Annotated in this window: 10 protein-coding genes and 1 pseudogene; 5 read left to right on the plus strand and 6 right to left on the minus strand. The window is 68.9% G+C overall.

Annotated elements, in window-relative coordinates:
- Positions 1 to 36: 36 nt before the first annotated feature.
- On the minus strand, positions 37 to 936 hold the full coding sequence (locus ON37_RS06370; protein ID WP_083892763.1) for a phosphotransferase family protein: 900 nt from the start codon (positions 934 to 936) through the stop codon (positions 37 to 39).
- 205 nt (positions 937 to 1141) lie between these two features.
- On the opposite strand from ON37_RS06370, the gene ON37_RS31525 reads away from it, so the two are divergent.
- Entirely contained in the window at positions 1142 to 3409 is a 2268-nt protein-coding gene (locus ON37_RS31525; RefSeq protein WP_210742331.1) for an MFS transporter, read from the plus strand.
- Between the two features lie 5 nt (positions 3410 to 3414).
- Here ON37_RS31525 and ON37_RS06380 read toward each other — a convergent pair.
- From ON37_RS06380 to ON37_RS06395, 4 genes and pseudogenes are all read right to left on the minus strand, one after another.
- Positions 3415 to 4064 (minus strand): annotated as a pseudogene (locus ON37_RS06380) (PAS and ANTAR domain-containing protein).
- 138 nt (positions 4065 to 4202) lie between these two features.
- Positions 4203 to 5150, minus strand: a complete 948-nt coding sequence (locus tag ON37_RS06385; protein WP_040717832.1) for a helix-turn-helix transcriptional regulator — start codon at positions 5148 to 5150, stop codon at positions 4203 to 4205.
- A gap of 34 nt (positions 5151 to 5184) precedes the next feature.
- Entirely contained in the window at positions 5185 to 5853 is a 669-nt protein-coding gene (locus ON37_RS06390) for an HAD family hydrolase (RefSeq protein WP_040717833.1), read from the minus strand.
- Between the two features lie 212 nt (positions 5854 to 6065).
- Positions 6066 to 8270 carry an MMPL family transporter gene (locus tag ON37_RS06395; RefSeq protein WP_210742358.1) on the minus strand — a complete coding sequence of 735 codons (2205 nt, stop codon included), beginning with the start codon at positions 8268 to 8270 and terminating at the stop codon, positions 6066 to 6068.
- A 568-nt stretch (positions 8271 to 8838) separates the two neighbouring features.
- Between ON37_RS06395 and ON37_RS06400 the strand changes: the two genes are divergently transcribed.
- From ON37_RS06400 to ON37_RS06415, 4 genes are read left to right on the plus strand one after another with little or no spacing between them, the layout of a single operon-like run.
- Complete coding sequence (locus ON37_RS06400) at positions 8839 to 15270, plus strand: type I polyketide synthase (RefSeq protein WP_040717834.1); 6432 nt, start codon at positions 8839 to 8841, stop codon at positions 15268 to 15270.
- Positions 15271 to 15312: 42 nt separating this feature from the next.
- Positions 15313 to 16719 (plus strand): condensation domain-containing protein, encoded by a 1407-nt coding sequence (locus ON37_RS06405; RefSeq protein WP_040717836.1) that lies wholly within the window; start codon positions 15313 to 15315, stop codon positions 16717 to 16719.
- A 14-nt stretch (positions 16720 to 16733) separates the two neighbouring features.
- Positions 16734 to 17414, plus strand: a complete 681-nt coding sequence (locus tag ON37_RS06410; RefSeq protein ID WP_040717837.1) for a hypothetical protein — start codon at positions 16734 to 16736, stop codon at positions 17412 to 17414.
- On the plus strand, positions 17414 to 18877 hold the full coding sequence (locus ON37_RS06415) for an MFS transporter (protein WP_083892766.1): 1464 nt from the start codon (positions 17414 to 17416) through the stop codon (positions 18875 to 18877). Before ON37_RS06410 ends, ON37_RS06415 begins: the two co-directional genes overlap by 1 nt.
- Before the next feature lie 10 nt (positions 18878 to 18887).
- Here the strand turns inward: ON37_RS06415 and ON37_RS06420 are convergent, their stop codons facing one another.
- Positions 18888 to 19907 carry a hypothetical protein gene (locus ON37_RS06420; protein WP_040717838.1) on the minus strand — a complete coding sequence of 340 codons (1020 nt, stop codon included), beginning with the start codon at positions 19905 to 19907 and terminating at the stop codon, positions 18888 to 18890.
- Positions 19908 to 19964: the final 57 nt, after the last annotated feature.

Consider the following 19964-nt stretch of genomic DNA (forward strand, 5'->3'; position numbering starts at 1 on the left):
CTCGTGCGGCCCGGCCGGGCCCGTATTCGGCAACGTCTAGGGCAGCGGAACCCATCCCGGCCACTGGCGCGGTCCCTCGTCGCCGCGAATACAGCGCAATCGCAGCCGCGCCTGGTCGCGGTGGGCGGGGTTCTCCGCGGCGGCCCGGGCCGCGGCCATCGTCATCCGCAGTTCCAGGATGTCGCGCATCAGGTAGAACCCGCCCCATCGCAGCACGTCCTGGCGGTAGACATCGCAGAATCGGGCGTATTCGGCGGCCGTGATCCAGCCGAAGGACAGATATTCGACCGCCGTCGGAACCAGGTCCCATTCGGGCGGGCCGATCGCGAGATTCTCCGCATTCAGCAGGATCACTCGATCATCAACGGTTGCTGCAAATTCGCCATCCCAGGCTTCGCCGTGGATGACACACCACGGCCTGCCCGGCGGCAGCGTCTGCCACCGGCTGCGGAGCTGGTTCAGGTGTTCGGTGAGCCAGCGCCGGTCGGCGGGCCCGAACACCCGGGTGGTCTCGATTTCGTGGGCCAGACCGAGGAAGGGCTGGAAACGGCCGAGGGTGAAGCTCGTCGGCGGGGGCAGCTCGTGCAGGCGGCGCAGCACCGTGGCGACGTCGCCGAGGGTGCCGTGCTCGTGTGGGGGCGGGTCGAGCCAGAACGTGACCGTGCGGCCGTGCACGTCGACGGGCTGGCGCACGTGGGGGACGGCTTCCATCGCCGGGATGCCGGATTCGGTCAGCCAGCGCGCCGCCTCGATTTCGCGGCGTGCTCCCGAGCGGTGCTCGGGTCGGCTGATGCGGACCACGACCCCGCTGGGAAGCCGGTAGTCGGTGCTGGTCCCGAACTGGATCCGGCGAGCGCCCCCCGCTTCCATTCCGACACTCAAACATGCGGCGCGCAGAACGGACAGTAATCCGTTTCCTGCCAGTTCTGCCGTCATGCCGTTATCCAAGTTCGTGTGGAATCCTCATCGTTGTCGTTCATTGTGGGGCATCAACCGACCGTGGGTCACGATTTCGGCAACATTGTGGTTACTGGACGCTGAGTCCAAGATCACGTCGCACGGCCTGAGTCCGGCCCGGCGTTCTGTTACGGTCTATAACCGGAGATTCACTCCGTTTCAGATCGTGGGAGGAAACGTACCCGTGGCGCGTGTCAAATCCCGCCCGCACTACAACGTCGTCTTCGCGGTGCTGCTGCTCGGAATATCCGCGTACGCACTGCTGCAGTCGATGATCGTTCCGGTGCTGTCGCTGTTGATCCCTGCCCTGCACACCACCCAGAACACCGCGACCTGGCTGATGACCGGCTACCTGCTGTCGGCCTCGGTCGCCACGCCGATCCTCGGCCGGATCGGCGACAAGGTGGGCAAGGAACGCATGCTCGTCGTCACCCTGGTCGCGTTGACGGTCGGCTCGCTGATCGCGGCTCTGACCGACTCGGTCGGCGTGATGATCGTCGCCCGGGTGATCCAGGGGCTGGGCGGCGGCGTAATTCCCTTGGCGTTCGGCATCATTCGTGACGAGTTCCCGGCGGAGAAACTGCACGGGGCGGTGGGTGTCGCCTCGTCGCTGATCGCGGTGGGTTCGGGTGTGGGCCTGGTGCTGGCCGGTCCGATCGTGGATCACCTCAACTACCACTGGCTGTTCTGGGTGCCGATGATCATCACCGCGGTCGCCGCGGTGGCCGCGATGCTGTTCGTGCCGGAATCACCGGTGCGCAGCCCCGGACGGATCAATTGGGCTGCGGCGCTGTTGCTTTCGGCCTGGCTGGTGGCGCTGCTGCTGGCCGTCAGCAAGGGTCCGTCGTGGGGGTGGGGTTCGGCGGTGACGCTGGGGCTGTTCGCGGCGGCCGTCGTGTGCGCGGCGGCGTGGATCGTGGTCGAGCTGCGATCGGAGACGCCGCTGATCGATATGCGGACGATGCGGATTCCGGCCGTGTGGACCACCAACCTGGTCGCCGTGCTCACCGGCGCCGGTATGTACGCGATGATGACGTTCCTACCGCAGCTGCTGCAGACGCCGAAAGCCGTGGCGGGATACGGACTGAGCGCGAGTATCACCCAGTCCGGGCTGTACATGCTGCCGCTGTCGGTGGCGATGTTCGTGATCGGCCTGACGATCGGCCCGCTCGCGGCCTGGGTCGGGCCGAAGGCGATCGTCTTGATCGGCAGCGTGATCACCGTGCCCGCATTCGTGATGCTCGCCGTCGGGCACGACCACAGCTGGGAGATCTACCTGGCGGGCGCGCTGCTGGGCATCGGCATCGGGCTGGCCTTCTCGTCCATGCCGGCGATCATCGTCGCCGCGGTGCCGCCCGCCCAGACCGGCGCGGCGACCGGGATGAACGCCAATGTCCGCACGGTCGGTGGCGCGATCGGCAGCGCGGTCTCCGGCGTGCTGCTGACCTCCGGGGCGACCACCGCACACGGCCTGCCCGCCGACTCGGGCTATTCCCACGTGTTCTGGTTCCTGGCCGGAATCTCGGTGCTGGCTGCCCTCGCCGCCGTGATCATTCCCGCGGCCCGGGCGCGGGCGCCGCAGCAGGTGGTGGCCGCCGAGGAGGCGGGCCTCGATGCCACGGCCGGTATCACCGGGGTGACGGCGCCGCAGGGTGCGCAGGCGGTGCTCGATGCGGACCCGCACGCCGTCACCGGAACCGTCCGTCGCGACGGCGGGTCGGTCGTCCCGGGAGTGGCGCTGACGCTGATCGACCAACGCGGACACCAGGTTTCGCGTGCCCACAGCGGCGGCGACGGCGGCTATGCCATGACCGCGCCCGCGCCGGGCGCCTACGTCCTGATCGCCTCGGCGGCCGCACATCAGCCGGTCGCGGTGAATGTCGTGGTCGGCGCGCGGCCGCAGTGGGTGGAGTTGACGCTGCCGAGTTCGGGTGAGGTGTCCGGCACGGTCCGCCGTGCGGGCGACGGCCGACCGGTACCGGGCGCCACCGTGACCTTGACCGACCCCCGCGGCGAGGTCGTGGGCGCGGCGGTGACCGGTGCGGACGGCGGCTACCAATGCCGCGGCGTCGCGCCGGGCACGCACACCCTGGTCGTGGTCGCCGAGGGGATGCGCCCCCATGCCACGACGCTGACCGTGCCGGAGAGCGGGCTGCTGCGACACGACCCGGAACTGGAGCCGACCGCCACCCTGGCCGGTGCCGTCCTGGCCGATGGCCAGGCGGTGCCCAACGCGCAGGTGACCGTACTGGACGAACACGGTGCGCGGGTCTGCGTCGCCCGCACCGATCGGACCGGCCGGTACCACGTCACCGGGCTGCCGTCCGGTCGGTACACGGTAGTGGCTCGCGGATATCCGTCGGTGCGCAGCAATGTCACCGTGGCCGCCGGCCGAACCAGCCACGACCTGCACCTGGGCTATGAAGAGACGGCGGAGCTACCGGTCCGGTAGTGCCGTCACTTGCGGTCGGGTTTCTCGGACTGCAACCGGGTGTGGACGGTCAGCAGCAGGTGGTCGAAGGCGGTGATGGTTTGCGGGGACGGGGCGGGGAGCAGCGGAAGCTCCTCGATGATCTGGGTGGCCAGGTCGCGAAGTTTGGTGTTGGTCTCCTGGGAGCGCCAGGCCAGCACCTTGAAGGCCTGATCGGCGCTGATGCGGTACATCCGCATCAGCACCCCCTTCGCCTGCTCGATCACGGCCCGGTTCTCGATGACGTCGGGCAGGGTCGAGGTCAGCGTTTCGCGCTCGTTCTCCGCCAGGGTGTCGGTCAGATCGATGTAGAAACCCGCCGTCGCCGCGACCTTGCCCTCATCGTCGAAGATGCGGTCGGCGACCACCATGACGTTGTGCACCTTCCCGCCCGTATCGACGAAGCGGTGCCGGCTCGAGAACGATTCGCCGAGCTCGATGGCGCGGGCGATGGTCCGGGCGACCTCCTCGCGGTCGTCGGGATGTTTGTGCGCCAGCAGCAGCTCGGTGGTGGGGACGACGCCGCCGGGGCGTACCCGTGCATGCGGTAGACCTCTTCCGACCATTCCCAGCGGCGGGTGGCGAACCAGAATCGGAACGATCCGACCCGCGGCGCGGAATCCGCGCGCGCACTCATAGCGGAGCTGTTGTTCCTGGTCGGGTCGGTTCTATGCACAGACATCAGTATGTGTGAACGCTATCGGTAGCGCCGTAGGTGGGGACTGAACTGGACAGAACCGTTCGCTTTTCGGCTCGTCCTTCGCCCGATGGGTCGTCAGCGGCCGAGGGTGGCGGCCGGTGACCGCCCGTAGTGGCGGCGGTAGAGGGCGGCGAAGCGCCCGGGGTGTCCGAACCCCCAGGCGGCGGCGATGGCGGCGACACTGTCGCCGTCGGCCGGACAGCCCGCGACGAGTTGTTCGTGCGCCCCACGCAGCCGCAACTGCTTGAGATAGGCCATCGGGGTCGTGTCCAGATGGCGTCGGAACGCCAGCTGGAGAGCGCGGACGGTCACGTAGGCCGCCGCCGCGATATCGGCGACCGTGATATCGCGGTGCACATTCGATTCCATATACGCGATCGCCCGGCGCAGGGCCGCCGGATGCGCATCGCGGTTGTCCCGGGGGCCGGGCTCGGATGCGGCGGTGTTCGGGAAGGCGTGCAATACGCTCGCGGCCAGATACTGGGTCGCCGTCGCCGCCACCAGCGGCGGTACCTCGCCGTCGTAGGTCGCTGTGAGCTGCTGGATGTGCGCGAGGACCGAGGCCAGGCCGCGGCCCGCGGCAGCAGTGACCGGCCGGTGCCCGGTCAGCCGGACGGGTGCGCCGTCGGGGTCGTCCGTGGTAGCGACCTGGTTCAGCACGGCCGGGTCGAACATGGTGATCGTGTACCGAGCCTGGTGGACCGTCCCGGAAAAGGGCAGTTCGGGCGGGGTGAGAACACCCACGTCGCCCGGGCCGAAGGTGTCGGTGCCGATGTCGACGTAGTTCTCCGCGATCCGCCCCGATTCCACCGCGCACAGGCAGATCTTCTGCAACGGATCGGCGTCGTAGGCCATGTCGAAGCCGAGTTCGAGCCGATCCAGGCTCACCGACCCCAGCATGTCCCGGGTGATGTGACTGCGCACGGGCGTCTCGGCGGCGTTGCCGATGTGCATTGTCGTGTAGTTCCGGTTCAGGAACTCCTCGGTATCCGCCAAGCTGGCGCTCTCGAACTGCACGGTCATCTCGTCTGCGCTCCTTCGCGGGCGAACCCGAAGGCTACCGCAGGGCGGCGATGGGGGTCCGCGCGATCCGGTGCCGCAGCTGCTCGACATCGTCGCAGACGACGGCCGCTCCCTCGGCCTCCAGCTCGGCCCGGCCGATGCCGCCGCTGAGCACCCCGACCGCGGGAAGTGCGAGGTCGGCGCAGGCCCGCATATCCCAGACGGTGTCGCCGACGAACACCGCGCGCCGCGCCGGCACCCCGGCTCGTTCCAGCGCGATGCGCACGATCGTGGGATCCGGCTTGGCGGTCTCGACGTCCTCCCCACCGGTCACCGCGTACAGCAGGGATTCGCTGTCGAGCAGGTCCCGCAGTACGGCCAGTTCGTCCGGCGGTGCGGAGGTGGCCAGCACGATCCGCAGCCCGTCTCGGTGCAGATCGCGCAGGATTTCGCGCGCGCCCGGCAACAGCGTCAGTTCGTCGGCACGCTCGAGATAGAGCCGGCTGTGCAGGTCGCTCGCGGTGTCGGCCGCGTCGTCGTCGAGTTCGGGGGCCAGTGTCCGGACCAGGGTGTCGCCGTCCATCCCGATACTGCGGTGGATTCGCCAGATCGGGACGTCGAGATCGACGGCGCGAAAGGCGCGATGCCAGGTCAGGGCGTGCAGATAGTTGGAATCGACGAGGGTTCCGTCGATATCGAACAGTACGGCTGCGGGCTCCGGCACGGCGATGTCCTCCTGTCCCGTTCGGCACCCGGTCGGGTCGACCCGGAGACATCCGGGCCGACCCGACCGTAGCCCGGGGTGCGCTGGTGATCGGGCACACGCGGACCGTGTCGGCGGTCCCCGTGTGCACGGCAGTACCCACTGTGCCCCGCCGTATGCCGGTCACCGGACGGCGTGCCGCATCGAAGCTGCCCCGGCTTCGGCGACCCGGATCAGACCCGCTGCGGCAGCGGGGCCGCCGGCTCCGCTTCGGTGCGCGCGGACATGCCGTCGGCACACCGCTTTTCGGTGTCGCCGCGCCCCGGCCGTCGCAGTCGGCGCGGTGCCCACCAGCACGCGTCGCCGAGTAGTCGCATCGTCGCCGGGACGAGCACGACGCGCAGCACCGTGGCGTCGATCACCAGCGCCGCCACCATGCCGAAGGCGATGTACTGCATCATCACCAGATCGGAGAGGGCGAAGGCGCCGGTGACGACGAGCAGGATGAGCGCGGCCGCGGTGATGATGCGGCCGGTGTGCGCGACACCGGCCCGGATCGCCTCCGGTGTGGTCGCCCCCGCGGCCCGCGCCTCGACCATCCGGGAGAGCAGGAAGATCTCGTAGTCGGTGGACAGTCCGTAGATCACCGAGACGATCACCACCAGCACCAGCGCCATGATCGGCTGCGGAGTGAAGCCGAGCACCGCCGCACCGTGGCCGTCGATGAAGATCCAGGTGAGGATGCCGACGGTCGCGCCGAGCCCGAGCAGATTCAGTCCCGCCGCCTTCAGCGGCAGGACCAGCGAGCGCAGGCTCAGCGTCATCAGCACGGTGGTCGCCAGGAATACGAGCGCGACCACGAGCGGTATGCGGTGCACGAGGGCGTCGATGCTGTCCTTCTCGATGGCCGGTTGGCCACCGACGAGCAGGGTGGTGCCCGGCGGTAGCGGCAGCGAGCGCAGCCGCTCGATGGCGGCGTCGGGGTCCGCATCGGCGGTCAGCACCGTCTGGGTGGTGAAGACACTGGACTGCGCGGGCCGCTGCAGCCAGTCGGGGAAGGGTGCGGCCAGCCCCGGGGTGCGATCGGCGGCGGCCAGCACGGTGTCCTTGGCGGCCGGGTCGTAGGTGATCAGCACCAGATCGATCGGGTTGATCCGGCGCAACGGAAAGATCTCGTCGAAGTGCTGCTGCGCCACCCGGGTCGGATGATCGGGCGGTAGAAAGCGCTCGTTGATGGTGCCGAACGCGAGGTCGCGAAGCGGCGCGATGAGTACCAGCAGGCCGAGACAGACCGGAACCGCCACGGCGAGAGGCCTTTTCATGACCCGCGCCGCGATCCGGCTCCACAGGTTGTCCGGAATACGGCCGGGTGGCGTGCTGCGCCGGAACCAGTCGACCCCGAACCGGTCCACCCGGTGTCCGAGCACGGCCAGCATCGCGGGCAGCAGCGTGATCGAGGCGAAGGCGGCCAACGCGATGGTGATGATCGCGCCGTAGGCGAACGAACGCAGGAACCCCTGCGGAAACACCAGGATCCCCGCGGCGGCGACGGCGACGATGGTGCCGGAGAACAGCACCGTATGTCCCGCGGACCCGACCGTGCGCCGCACCGCCTCGTCGACCTCGCGCCCGTCGGCCAGCTCATCGCGGAACCGGCTCAGGACGAACAGGCCGTAATCGATGGCGAGGCCGAGGCCGACCATCGAAACCACCGGGGAGACAAAGGAGTTCACCTCGGTGACGGTGGTCAGCAGCCGAATGAGCCCCCAGGCCCCGAGTACGGTCAGTCCGCCGACGATCAGCGGTAGCGCGGCGGCCACCACCCCGCCGAAGACGAAGAACAGCAGCACCGCTACCGCGGGAACGGCGAACAATTCCATCCGCTGCTGATCGTGGGCCATGGTGTCGTTCAACGCACCGGCCACCGCCTGTCCGCCGGCGACCTCCATATCCACTCCGGGCACGTCGAAGGCGTGCGCGAGGGTGCGGAAGTTGCGCATCTGCTCGGTCGGGGTGTCGCCGTGGATCGCGACCGAGGCGAAGGCGTGGGTGCGGTCGGGCGAGCCGAAGACGTCGGGTAGCGCCGATCCGGTACGGGTCGGCCAGTACGCGCCGTTGATCCGGTCGATGCGACCCGGATAGCGTTCGGGCAGACTGTTCAGGCTCGCGACGACGGGGCCGGAGAATGCCGGATCGTCGATCGTCGTTCCCGGTGGGGCGTGATACAGCAGGATGACGTCGGCACTGTGGTCGCGTCCGAACACCTCGGCGCGAATCCGCGCCGCCTGCACCGACTCCGAGTTCGGATCGTCCCATCCGCTGGAACTGAGATGGTCACCGAGTCCGAGCCCGTAGCCGCCGAGCGCGAGCAGGCCGGCCACCAGGGCGACGATCACTGATCGCCGCCTGCGCAGCACGATATCGGCCCAGCGCGTCATACCGGCGAACACGTGCCGCCTCCCACCTGTGTGTGCGGCTCGGTAGGGAACCGGGTCGCGCCGAGCGCCGGTCCGGTCGCCGAGAATTTCTGGAAATTAGCTGTCCGGACGCTGCGCTGCAGGACCGGCAGTTCCCCGCTGAAAATGGGCATCGAACGAAAGATTAGGACGCCACGCGCTTCGGGTCGGCGGTGGCGTATTCAATTTTCCGACCGATCATAATTTCACCGCGGCGGTGTTGTGACCGGTGGGTACGAGACGCGGTCGCCAGGCCGACGGTACCGCCGCATCGCCTTGAATACTGTTGCATTCCAGCGCTTTCGGACTCCGTGTTGCCCGGTCGATGGCAGTCCGGCCGATGATCACGGGGCAGGGCGCGAGGCCACTGGGCGAGTTCACAATTTCGGGCCGGGACCGTGGTTGGCGGATCCAAATGTCCGGTAAAGCATTTCTTTCCGTAGTGATCGGCCAATAGCGTGGGCGCCATCGGTCAATGCCCAGGACCAAAAAGACGAGTGAGTCGCCGAGTCGGCCCCGGTGGCTGTGTAGGCGAGACCGGAGGATATTCGTGTCGGATATTGCAATTGTGGGTATCGGATGTCGGTTCGCGGGCGGAATCGACTCGCCTGAGACATTCTGGGACTTCGTGGTCGACAAGCGCGACGGCGTGGTCGACATTCCGGCGGATCGCTGGGATTACCGCAGGTACTACGACCCGGAACCGCGTACCCCGGGGCGCAGCTACACCAAGCGCGGCGCCTTCATGACCGTCGACCCGTGGCAGTTCGACCCCGACTTCTTCGGCATCTCCCCGCGCGAGGCGACGGTGCTCGATCCACAGCAGCGCCTCATGCTCGAGGTGACCTGGGAGGCGCTCGACGATGCCGGGATGGCCGGGCGCGCGGCCGGCTCCTCGGTCGGCGTGTACGTCGGCGGGTTCGTGGTGGACCAGTCGGTGATCGGCGTGGTCGGGCCCGCCCTGTTCCACACCGATATGCACACCCCCGCCAGCGCGTCCTACACCATGCTGTCGAACCGAATCGCCTACGCGCTCAACCTGGTCGGGCCCGCGATCACCGTCGACACCGCCTGTTCCTCCTCCCTGGTGGCCTTCCATCTGGCCTGCCAGGCGCTCGAGAACGACGACTGCCGGGTGGCGCTGGCCGGCGGTGTGAACGTGATGCTGCAGCCGGAAACCTTCGTGCTGATGTGCAAGGGCGGATTCCTCGCCGCCGACGGCCGGTGCAAATCCTTCGACGCCTCTGCCGACGGATACGGGCGCGGCGAGGGCGCCGGCATGGTGGTGCTGAAGAAGCTCGACGATGCGGTGCGCGACGGCGACCGGATCTACGCGGTGGTCAAGGCCACCGGTTCGAATCAGGACGGGCGCACCACCGCGATCACGGTCCCCAACGTCGATTCGCAGGAGGCCCTGGCCCGCACGGTGTGTGAACGGTCCGGCCTGGCGCCGCACTCGATCACCTACCTCGAGGCGCACGGCACCGGGACACTGGTGGGCGATCCCGTCGAATTGCGCGCACTGGGACGGGTTTTCGGTGCGCAGTCCGGTCGCACCGACGCGGTGGGCGTCGGTTCGGTGAAGGCCACCATCGGCCACACCGAGGCCGCCGCCGGCGTCGCGAGCGTCATCAAGGCGGCGCTGGCGATCAAACATCGCACGCTGCCCCCGCAGGGCTGGCTGGAGAAGCAGAACCCCGACATTCCCTTCGACGAGCTGGGCCTGTACGTGCAGACCGAAGCGCAACCGCTGGCGCCCGATGCGGGACCGATGTCGGTGGCGGTCAACGGATTCGGCTACGGCGGCACCAACGCCCACGCCATTCTGCAGGAGTACGTGGGCGATCGGCAGCCCGCGGCGACCGCACCGAAACGCCACTTCGGCATCCTGCCGATCTCGGCGCGCAGCACCAGCGCGGCGCGGGCGCTGGCCGGTCGCTTCGCCGACCTCGTCGCCGCGGGCGCCGATCCCGACCATCTCGCGGAGGCGGCCTGGACGCGCATGGCGCACCACCCGTTCCGCACCGGCGTGCTGGTCGGCGAGTCGACCGACGATCTCGTCCGGGATCTGCGCGACTACGCGGCCGGCGAGGGTCGCGACGCCTCTCGCACCATCGTGTCGCGGGCCGCCGAACCGGTCTTCGTCTTCTCCGGCATGGGTCCGCAGCATTGGCGGATGGGCCGGGAACTGCTCGCGGCCGGTGGCGCGTTCGCCGCCGCGGCGCAGGAGATCGACGCCGAATTCCGGAAGCTGTCCGGCTGGTCGATCATCGACGAACTGAACAAACCCGAGGACGAATCCCGGGTCACCCGCACCGAAGTCGCGCAGCCGGCGAACTTCCTGGTCCAGGTCGGGATCGTGCGGGAACTGGAACAGTACGGCATCACCCCGGCCGCCATCGTCGGCCACAGCGTGGGCGAGGTGTCGGCCGCCTACCTCAGCGGCATGTTGTCGCTGCGGGATGCGGTGCGGGTTGCCTACCATCGCGCCCGGTTGCAGGCGACCACCGCCGGCACGGGCGGGATGCTCGCCGTCGGCCTGCCGAAGGACAAGGCGCTCGAACTGATCGGCGACGACGGCGGTATCGACATCGCCGCCGTCAACAGCCCCAGCGCGGTCACCCTCTCCGGTGAGGTCGAGCGGCTGGACCGGCTGGCCGAAAAGCTCACCGAGGACGGCGTTTTCGCGCGTCGCCTGCGCGTCGAGGTCCCTTACCACAGCCGCCTGATGGCCCCGATCGAGGCCGAATTGCGCTCCGAGCTGGCCGATCTCACACCGCGCAAACCGTCGGTGCCGCTGTATTCGACGGTGACCGGCATGCAGGTCTCCGAAGGCGATTGGGACGCCTCCTACTGGTGGTCCAACGTCCGGCAGCCGGTGCGCTTCTTCGACGCCGTGACCGCGTTGATCGGCGCCGGGCACCGGATCTTCCTCGAGGTCGGTCCGCATCCGGTGCTGTCGGGCAATATTCGCGAAGCCCTGCTGGGCGCGGATGCGCAGGGCACGACCGTGGCGACGCTGGACCGGGAACAATCCGACGCCGACAGCCTGCGCCGCACCCTGATCGGACTGCATGCCGCGGGCGTCCTGGACCGCGAGGTGCTGTTCCCGTCCGATCGTGCCGCGACGCCGCATCTGCCGCTGCCGCGCTACCCCTGGCAGCGCACCCGCCTGCACTCGGCGCTGCCGCTGTTCGAACAGGCCCGCCTCGGCACCCCCGGTTCCTACGCCATGCTCGGCGATCCCGATGTCGAGGGCCGGCCGGAGTGGCTGCTGCAGGTCGGCGCCGAATTGCTGCCGTGGCTGGCCGATCACGTCGTCAACGGCATCAAGATCATGCCGGGTGCCGCATATCTGGACGCCGCGCTCAGCGCCACCAAGTCGCGGATCGGCTCGGACCAGGTCGCGCTGGAGGGGGTCCGATTCGTCGCACCCCTGATCATGGGCGCCCCGGATGTGCCGCTGGTCGCGCTGAGCATCGAGGAGGCCAGCGGCCGGTTCCTGATCCGATCCCGCAGTGCCACCGGTACCGCGTGGACCGTGCACGCCACCGGACGCACGCTCACCGGCAGCCACGAGCAGACGACGGTCGATGTCCCGGAGATCGAGGTCGGCATCGACGTGGACCCGGCGATGTTCTACACGGGCCTGGCCGCGGCCGGGCTCCAGTACGGGCCGTCGTTCCGGCGGGTGACCTCGGTGCGCGTGGGCCGGGATGTGGTGGTGGCGACCGTCGACGGCGAAATCGCCGCCGACTCCGGCCATCTGGCGCATCCGGCGGTCGTGGACGCGGCCATGCAGTGTGCCGCCATGCTGTTCGCCGACGAACGCATCGACGAGGGCGTCATGGTGCCGGTCGGCGTCGGCGCGGTGCGCTTGCTCGCGGAACTGCCGAAGGAGGTGACGGTGGTGGCGCGGCGCGATCCGCATGCGCGACTGCGCGCCGATGTCGATCTGCTCGACGCCGACCACAAGCTGGTCGTCCGCCTCTCCGGCCTGCAGATCGGCGCGCTGCGTCCCGGTGACGACCCGCTGCACCGGATGGCCGACTTCTACTACACCGAAACCTTCGAGGAACGCGATCCGATCGACCCGGCCGCATTGGCCGATGTCGGCTCGGCGAGCACCGTGGTGGTCCGACTCGGCGAGACCACACGGGCCGCCGAACTCGCGGCCGCGCTCCCGGATTCCCGCCTGCACGTCGTGGCCTCGACCGGTCCGGAACTGGAGACCGAGTTGATCGAGCAGCTGCGCGCCGCCCGTGCGGAACCGACGCAGCGGTTGCACATCTGCGTGGTGGCCGGTGCGGTCAGCGACGATATCGCCGATCTATGGACCCTCAAACGCCTCGCGGTGGCGATCGCCGAATTCGTCGAACCGGACGGCGAAAATGCCGCTCCACAAACGATTTTCGGAGACGGCGCGGTGCATTGCACCCTGGTCACCGAATCCGCGTTCGCCCTGCCCGGCAGTTCCGCCGTTCCCGATACCGGGCAGGCCGCGCTGGCCGGCGCGCGGCGCGTTCTGCTCAACGAGCAGACCGCACTGCGGTGGCGGCTGGTCGACACCGAACCCGGCACGCCGATCGCCGATCTCGTGGCGGAACTGGCGGTCCCCGGCGCTTTCACCCACGACAACTGCGACGAGGTCGTGCTGCGGGACGGGAAGCGCTGGGCGACGGTGATCACCAAACCGCTGCCCGAACGCCTGGAGGCCCTGGAAACCTCGGCGCCGCTGACCGATCCGGAGGCCAACTTCGAACTCGATATGCCGCGCACCCGGCTGCTGTCGGCCCTGGCGTGGCGCGAATGCCCGCGGGTGGCACCGGGTCCGGGCCAGATCGAGATCCGGATGCAGGTCGTCGGATTGAATTACAAGGACCCACTCAAGGTCATCGGACTACTCGGCGAGCGGGAGCTGGCGCCGACGTACTTCGGCACCGTGCCCGGGATGGAGGGCGTCGGCACCGTGGTCCGGGTCGGCCCGGGCGTCGAGGACGTCAAGGCCGGCGATCTGGTCGGTGTGGCCGCCAAGGGCATGATGCGCCGGTTCGCGGTCGTGGACCGCCAGCTCGCGGTGGTGCTGCCCGAGGGCACCGATCCCGGGCACTGCACCAGCATCATCGCGTTCGGCACCGCCGAATACGCGCTGCTGGATCTGGCGCGGCTGGAACCGGGGGAAACGGTGCTGGTGCACGGCGCGGCCGGTGGTGTCGGCACCGCCGCGATCCAGGTGGCCAAGGCGCGCGGCGCCACCATCATCGGCACCGCCAGCACGCCGGAGCGGCGTGCGCACGTGCTGGCGATGGGCGCGGACTACGCGGTCAATTCGCGGTCGCTGAACTTCGTCGACGAGGTCGCCGCGATCACCGGCGGCGCGGGCGCCGACGTGATCGTCAGCAGCGCGCCGGGCGAGATCCTGCGCCAGAACTTCAATGCCGCAGCGGAATTCGGTCGCATCGTCGAGGTCGGCAAGGCCGACATCTACACCGGTGGACTGCTCGAGCTGGCCAACTTCGACAAGAACCTGTCGTACTTCTCGATGGACCTGGACCGGCTGGTCAAGGTGAAGCCGCAACGGCTGGCGGCGCTGCTGCAGCGGGTGTTCGAGAAGGTCACCGAGGGCACCTACCGCCCGCTGCCGTACCACTTGTTCGACACCGCCGAGGTGAGCAAGGCGTTCGAGGAGACGCTGCGCTCGTCGCGGCCGGCCCGCATCGCGCTGCGGATGGATGCCGCCGAACCACCGGTGCGCCCGTATCTGCCAGGTGTCGAGATCAGCGACAGCGCAACGTATTTGATCACCGGAGGCTTCGGTGGCTTCGGGCTGGCGATCGGCCGATGGCTGACCCTGCGGGGTGCGCGGCGGCTGGTGCTGGCCGGACGCCGGGGTGCCACTACGGAGGAGGCGCGCCGTCAGCTCGAGGCGTGGCGGGCCATCGGCATCGAGATCGTCGAGGAACTGCTCGACGTGACCGACGCCGACGCCGTGGCCGCCGCGATCGGGCGCATCCACAGCGCCGAGCATCCGCTGCGCGGCGTCTTCCACGCCGCGGGCGCGGTCGCGGACAACAATCTCGCCAAGATGGAACTCGGTCAGCTCGAACAGGTCTATCTGCCGAAGGTGCTGGGCGCCCAGCTCGTGCACCGCGCCGTGGCCGAGGCGGGCATCGACCTGGACATGTTCGTGCTGTGCTCGTCCGGCGGGTCGATGTACGGCATCTACGGCCAATACAGCTACTGCGCGGCCAATGTCGCGGTCGAATCGCTGGCGCTGCGCTGGTCGCAGGCGGGGGAGCGGGCGTTGTGCGTCGGCTGGGGCCACCTCTCCGGCGCGGGCGGGATGGCGGCGAACGAGACCTCCGAGAAATATCTCGACCTGGTCGGATTCGGTCCCATCGATATGGGCGATGCCACCGCCTATCTGGAACAGTGCTTGCGGCTGGGCGTCTCGCGGGTGGCCGTCATCCCGACCGATTGGGCCAAGCTCACCGGCACCTTCCCACAGCTGGCCCGCACCGGTCGCACCGCCGCGCTGGCCCGGGCCTCGGCGAAGGACACCTCGGAGCTGGCCCGGCTGCGCGAGGAGCTGGCCGCGATGGAGGAATCCAAGCGCGGCCCGCACATCGCGCGGCTGATGGCCGGCGAACTGGCCGTCGTCATGGGCGTGGACGTCGACACCATCGATATGACGGTCCCGGTCCCGGAGCTGGGCCTGGATTCGCTGATGGCGGTCGAACTCGGCGCCCGCGTCACCAAGACGCTCGGCATCGACCTGATGTCGCTGCAGATGGGTCGTTCGTTCAGTCTGGAGCAGGCCGGGCCCAAGGTGGCCGAGTTGATCCTGGCGCACGAACCCGGTGGCGCCCAACCGGATCCGGCGGCGCTGGCCGCAGCGGTCGACAGGTCCGTACCGGACGGGTCCGAGGCGGCCCCCGCGAACTCCGCCGGGGCGGTCGCGGAAATGGCAGGTGTCAGCTGATGGATCCGTCGTTACGGCAAACGAGGGAATCGAGGTAAACCCGTGGTCGATTTCGGGCTCATCGACGAATGGGAGCCGCCGCCCGGACGGTTGGTCACCTGGGTCGCGTCACCGGACTCGGTGGCCGCCGCCCAGGCGGCGCCGCGGCATCCGGCGCCGCCGTCGCTGCAGCAGGAACAGTATCTGCGGCTGGCCGCCCGGCACGCCGGAGCCGACTTCCGGTTCTCCGGCCTGTGCCTGGTCACCGCGGAAATCCCCACCGGCGACCTGGACCGGGAGGTCATGACCCGGATCATCAACGCCTTCCTGCTGCGCCACGACACCTTCCGCACGTGGTTCGACATCGACTCCGCCGGCGTCGTGCGGCGGCATCTGGTGCCGGCGGAGGCGGTCGATTTCGTCCCGATCGACTACGGCTGGATCGACGATGCCGCATCGATCCGCCAACATGTCGAGAAGACGACTCCCGGTCCGTTCCAATGGGATTGCTTCACCTTCGGCGCCATCGAACACGGCGAGGCGACCACGGTCTATCTCGCCGTCGACCACCTGCACACCGACGGTCTGGGCCAGTACCTGTCCGCCTCCGACTTCGCACAGCTGTACCTGGCCGAACTCGGCGGCGAGACCGGGCCGCTGCCACCGGCGGCGAGCTATCTCGACTACTGCCTCGCCGAGCGGGCCTTCAGCGACCAGCTGACCCTGTCCTCACCCGGCGTGGTCAAGTGGCTGCAGCTGTTGCGCGGCAACGACAATCGGCTGCCGTCGTTCCCGCTGGATCTCGGCAAGCGCGCCGACAGGTACAACCGTTCCGCCCATCGCACGGTGCGATTGCTCGACGAGGCCGAAGCGCTGGCCTTCGAACGGGTCTGCCGCGCCAACGACGCCGAGTTCGTGGGCGGGGTGTTCGCGGCGGCGGCCCTGGCCGAGAGCGCCCTCGCCGATTCCGACTACTACTTCGGAATGACGCCGGTCAGCACCAGAACCTCGGCGGCGGAGGCGAATTCGGTCGGCTGGTATGTGACCCTGGTGCCGGTCGCCTTCCCCCTCGGTCCCGGCACGCCGGTCACCCGCACGCTGAAGTTGGCGCAGCGCGCCTACGAGAACGGGCTGCTGCTGGCGCCCACCTCGTTCCACCGGGTGCTGGAACTGCTGCCGCCGGACTCGGAGATCAAGGTCGAACCCGGTTGGGTGACACCGATGATCTCGTTCATCGACGCCCGCGATTTCCTCGGCCACGAATTCTTCGACGAGATCACCGCCGGGGTCTACGCCAACCGCGCGGCCTCGGAGGAGGCGCTCATCTGGGTGAACCGGTTGCCGTCGGAAACCACGCTGAGCGTGATCTATCCCGATACCGAGGTCGCTCACGAATCGGTGGCGCGCTACATCGACACCATGCGGTCGATGTTCGCGGCGATCGTCGAGCAGGCCACGGTATCGAGCTGACTTCAGGAGGTTTCGTGCACACCCTCTTCCGCGATCCCGGAATCCCGGACGGCGAGAAATGCCGATACGCCGTCGGGATGTCCGGGCAGCCCGCCGGATTCGAGATGACCAGTGTCGTCTCCCACGAGTCCGGCGGCTACCGCGCGATTCTCGACGCCACCGTCGGGCGTGATCTGGAGATGACGATCGACCAGCGCTTCGGTCGCGTCGACGGCTACCTGCGCGCGGAGGACTACCGGGCCGAGACCCGCTCGAAGGGCCGGGTGGTTTCGCGGGAGGAGGCGCATTTCGTCGATACCGTGCACCTGCCGATCGGTGGCGCCCCGGCGCCGTTTCCCCCGAACGTGATGCCGATCGTCGGCGGCATGACGCTGCTGCGCGGCCTCGAATTCACCGAGGGCACAGTCGAATCGATCGATCTGTGGTTGTCGTTCTCGGTGCACTGGCCGCTGATCGCGCGGGTCGACAAGCGCACCGAGATCCGGGTCGACGCGGGCGTCCTCGACTGCTGGCAGGTGCGGCTGCGGCCCGGCTTCGCACACGTCAACGGACTGCTGGACAAGGTGATCGGCGGCCTGGTGCCGCCCCTCGTCGCGCATTTCGAGCATGCCGCACCGCATCGATTGGTGCGATTGAGTTTCCCGACGGAGTTCGCGATGTCCGCGGCGCGCGGAGTGATCGAGTTGATCGGCTGATGACCGAAGACGTCGGGCAGGAACCGATCACCGTTGCCGACGCCGGCCCGGCCGGGCTGGTCGCCTCGGCGCGTGCCGTGATCGCCGCCGAACTCCCCGCCTGGCTGGCCTTCACCGGCTGCCTGATCGCGGTGTTCATGCAGATGATCGACGTGACCATCGTGAACACCGCGCTCCCACGACTGAGCGCCGATCTGCGGGCCTCGCGTTCCGCCGAGCTGCTGGTGATCTCCGGCTACTCCCTGGCCTTCGCCTGTACCCTGCTCACCGCCGCGCGGCTGGGCGCGATCGTCGGCCGCCGCACCATGTTCCTGACCTCGGTCCTGGCCTTCACCGCCGCGTCCGTGTGGTGCGGATTGTCCACCGGCGCCGCGGAATTGGTGGTGGCGCGCATCGGGCAGGGCGCGGCGGGCGCCGGCATGGCCGCCCAGACCATCGCCATCCTGATCGCCAGCTTTCCCCGCGAACGGCACTCCCTGGTATTCGCCATGTACGGCGGCGTCGCCGGTTTCGCCGGTATGCTCGGCCCCATCCTCGGCGGTGCGCTGCTCACCCTCGATCTCGGCGGCTGGGGCTGGCGCACCGTCTTCCTGATCAACCTGCCGATCGGAGTGGTCGCCTTCGCCCTGGCCTGGCGCTTCCTGCACATCGGCCGGCCCCCGGCTCCGGATCGGCTGGACCTCGGCGGCGCGGCGCTGTCGGCCGTCGGACTGTTGCTGATCGTCTACGCCCTCGCGCTGATCCAGCAGCACGGCTGGCAGCCGGGGCCGGTCGCACTCGGCCTGGCCGGGTCCGTGGTGACCGCGCTGTTCGTGGCCCACCAGATCCGCCGCGCGGCCCGTGGCGCCGATCCGTTGATGCGATTGAACATCTTCTCCGACAAGGGATTCCGGGTCGGCTCGGTCCTGGTGTGCGTCTTCTTCGGTCTGTTCACCGCCTTCGTCTTCGCCGCCTCCGTCACCATGCAGGACGTGCTCGGCTACACCCCGTGGCACACCGCCATCGTGATGACCCTGTTCGCGGTGGGGGCGGGTGCGGGCGCGCTCGGCTCGCTGTTCCTGGTGGGCCGATGGGGAATCATCGTCCTGGCGGCCGGGGTCACCCTCTACGGCGGCTGTATGGCCGCGGGCGCGATCTACCTGTACCTGACCAGCGGTGAGGTCAACGCCTTCCTGGCCGGCCCGCCGTGCTTCGCGGCCGGTTTCGGTGTCGGAATCTTCGCCGTGCAGATCCAGCCGATCATGCTGTCGGGTCTGCACGCCGACCACATGGCCGAGACGTCGGGGGTGATCCCGACCATCGAACAAGTCGGCAACGCACTGGGTTTGGCGATTCTGACCACCCTGTTCTTCCGCTCCCACACCCTCGGCGGGGCAATCACCATGATGCTGGCGTTGGCGGTGGTGTCCTTCGGACTGGGTGCGCTGACCCTCACCCTGCCGCGAGCACGGACGGCGGGGTGAGCGTGCCCGATCATTCCGAGTAGCTGGGCCCGTCCGCGTCGTCGTGGCGGTCCGTCACGACGAAAGCCGTGTCGGCCAATGGTTCCCCGACCGGAGTGTCCGCCCATTCCGCCAGTTGCTGCTGAGTGTCGGCGAGCCGCAGCAGTTCCACCACGTCGGTGATTTTCGGTCGCTCGGCGAGCACACACCGGAGTACCGGCTCGCCGTGGGACTGCACGGGGTAGCCCTCGTCGTCCGTCTCGTCTGCCTCCCACCGGTCGAGAGCCACTCCCCACTGTCCGCGGTTGTGCCTGCCACCGGGCAGGGGAGCCGCCACGGTGAGGAAGAGATCCTCGGCATCCCCCGGTTCCGCCGTGATGGACAGGTCCTCCAGTTGGAGACGGATATCGGGGTCGTCGACCTGGGCGTCGATGTCGAGGATCAACCGCAGATCGATGATCGCGTCCCGCAGTTCCCGGTCCGTGCCCTCCGCTTCGAGGTGGTCCAGTAGATCGCGGTCCCGGCTGTCGAGACCGGCCGATCGACCGTCGAACGTGACGAGCGGGTTCTCCAGGTCCCAGATGCGCCGGGTGTCGTCGTCGCCGGCTTCCGCGGTCAGTGAGTATTCGGCCAGGGCGTTGCGGAGCGAGCGGGCTTCGGCTTCCAGCTCGGTGGCCAGGGCGGAACGAACCGGTGCCGGTGCCTCGACCGTCGCATCGTCGAGATCGGTCAGCGCTTCGTACAGCAGCCACATCACCTGCTCGTACCACAGGCTGTGCGTGCCTTCCCGCAGACCGGCGCGTGCGGCACGGTCGGTCAGCGCGGCGAGGTGCCGGTCCGGATACCGTTCGAAGCCACCGCCACGCCGGTCGGTCACGCCCAGCGGAATCGACGCGCACGCCGAGATCCGGTTGAGGGCGTCGACGATCCGCGCCGCCGTCGCATCGGACTTCACAGTGGTCACGGTCGAAGACAGCACGCCGCCCGGGGTGTGGTGGGTGGCCACGATCCGAATGTCCCCGCCCTGCGGCTGCCGGGAGTAGATGGTCATCGCCGATGAGCCCTTCCGGCCGACGTGACACCGCGGCCTGAGATAGGAAAACGGATA

The sequence above is a fragment of the Nocardia veterana NBRC 100344 genome, assembly GCF_000308855.1.
GTDB classification, from domain to species: domain Bacteria; phylum Actinomycetota; class Actinomycetes; order Mycobacteriales; family Mycobacteriaceae; genus Nocardia; species Nocardia veterana.

Excerpts from the sequence above, each read along its gene's own strand:
- ON37_RS06420 (WP_040717838.1), bottom strand. The coding sequence starts at position 19,907 with ATGACCATCTACTCCCGGCAGCCGCAGGGCGGGGACATTCGGATCGTG.
- ON37_RS06415 (WP_083892766.1), top strand. The coding sequence starts at position 17,414 with ATGACCGAAGACGTCGGGCAGGAACCGATCACCGTTGCCGACGCCGGC.
- ON37_RS06385 (WP_040717832.1), bottom strand. The coding sequence starts at position 5,150 with ATGACCGTGCAGTTCGAGAGCGCCAGCTTGGCGGATACCGAGGAGTTC.
- ON37_RS06395 (WP_210742358.1), bottom strand. The coding sequence starts at position 8,270 with ATGACGCGCTGGGCCGATATCGTGCTGCGCAGGCGGCGATCAGTGATC.
- ON37_RS06370 (WP_083892763.1), bottom strand. The coding sequence starts at position 936 with ATGACGGCAGAACTGGCAGGAAACGGATTACTGTCCGTTCTGCGCGCC.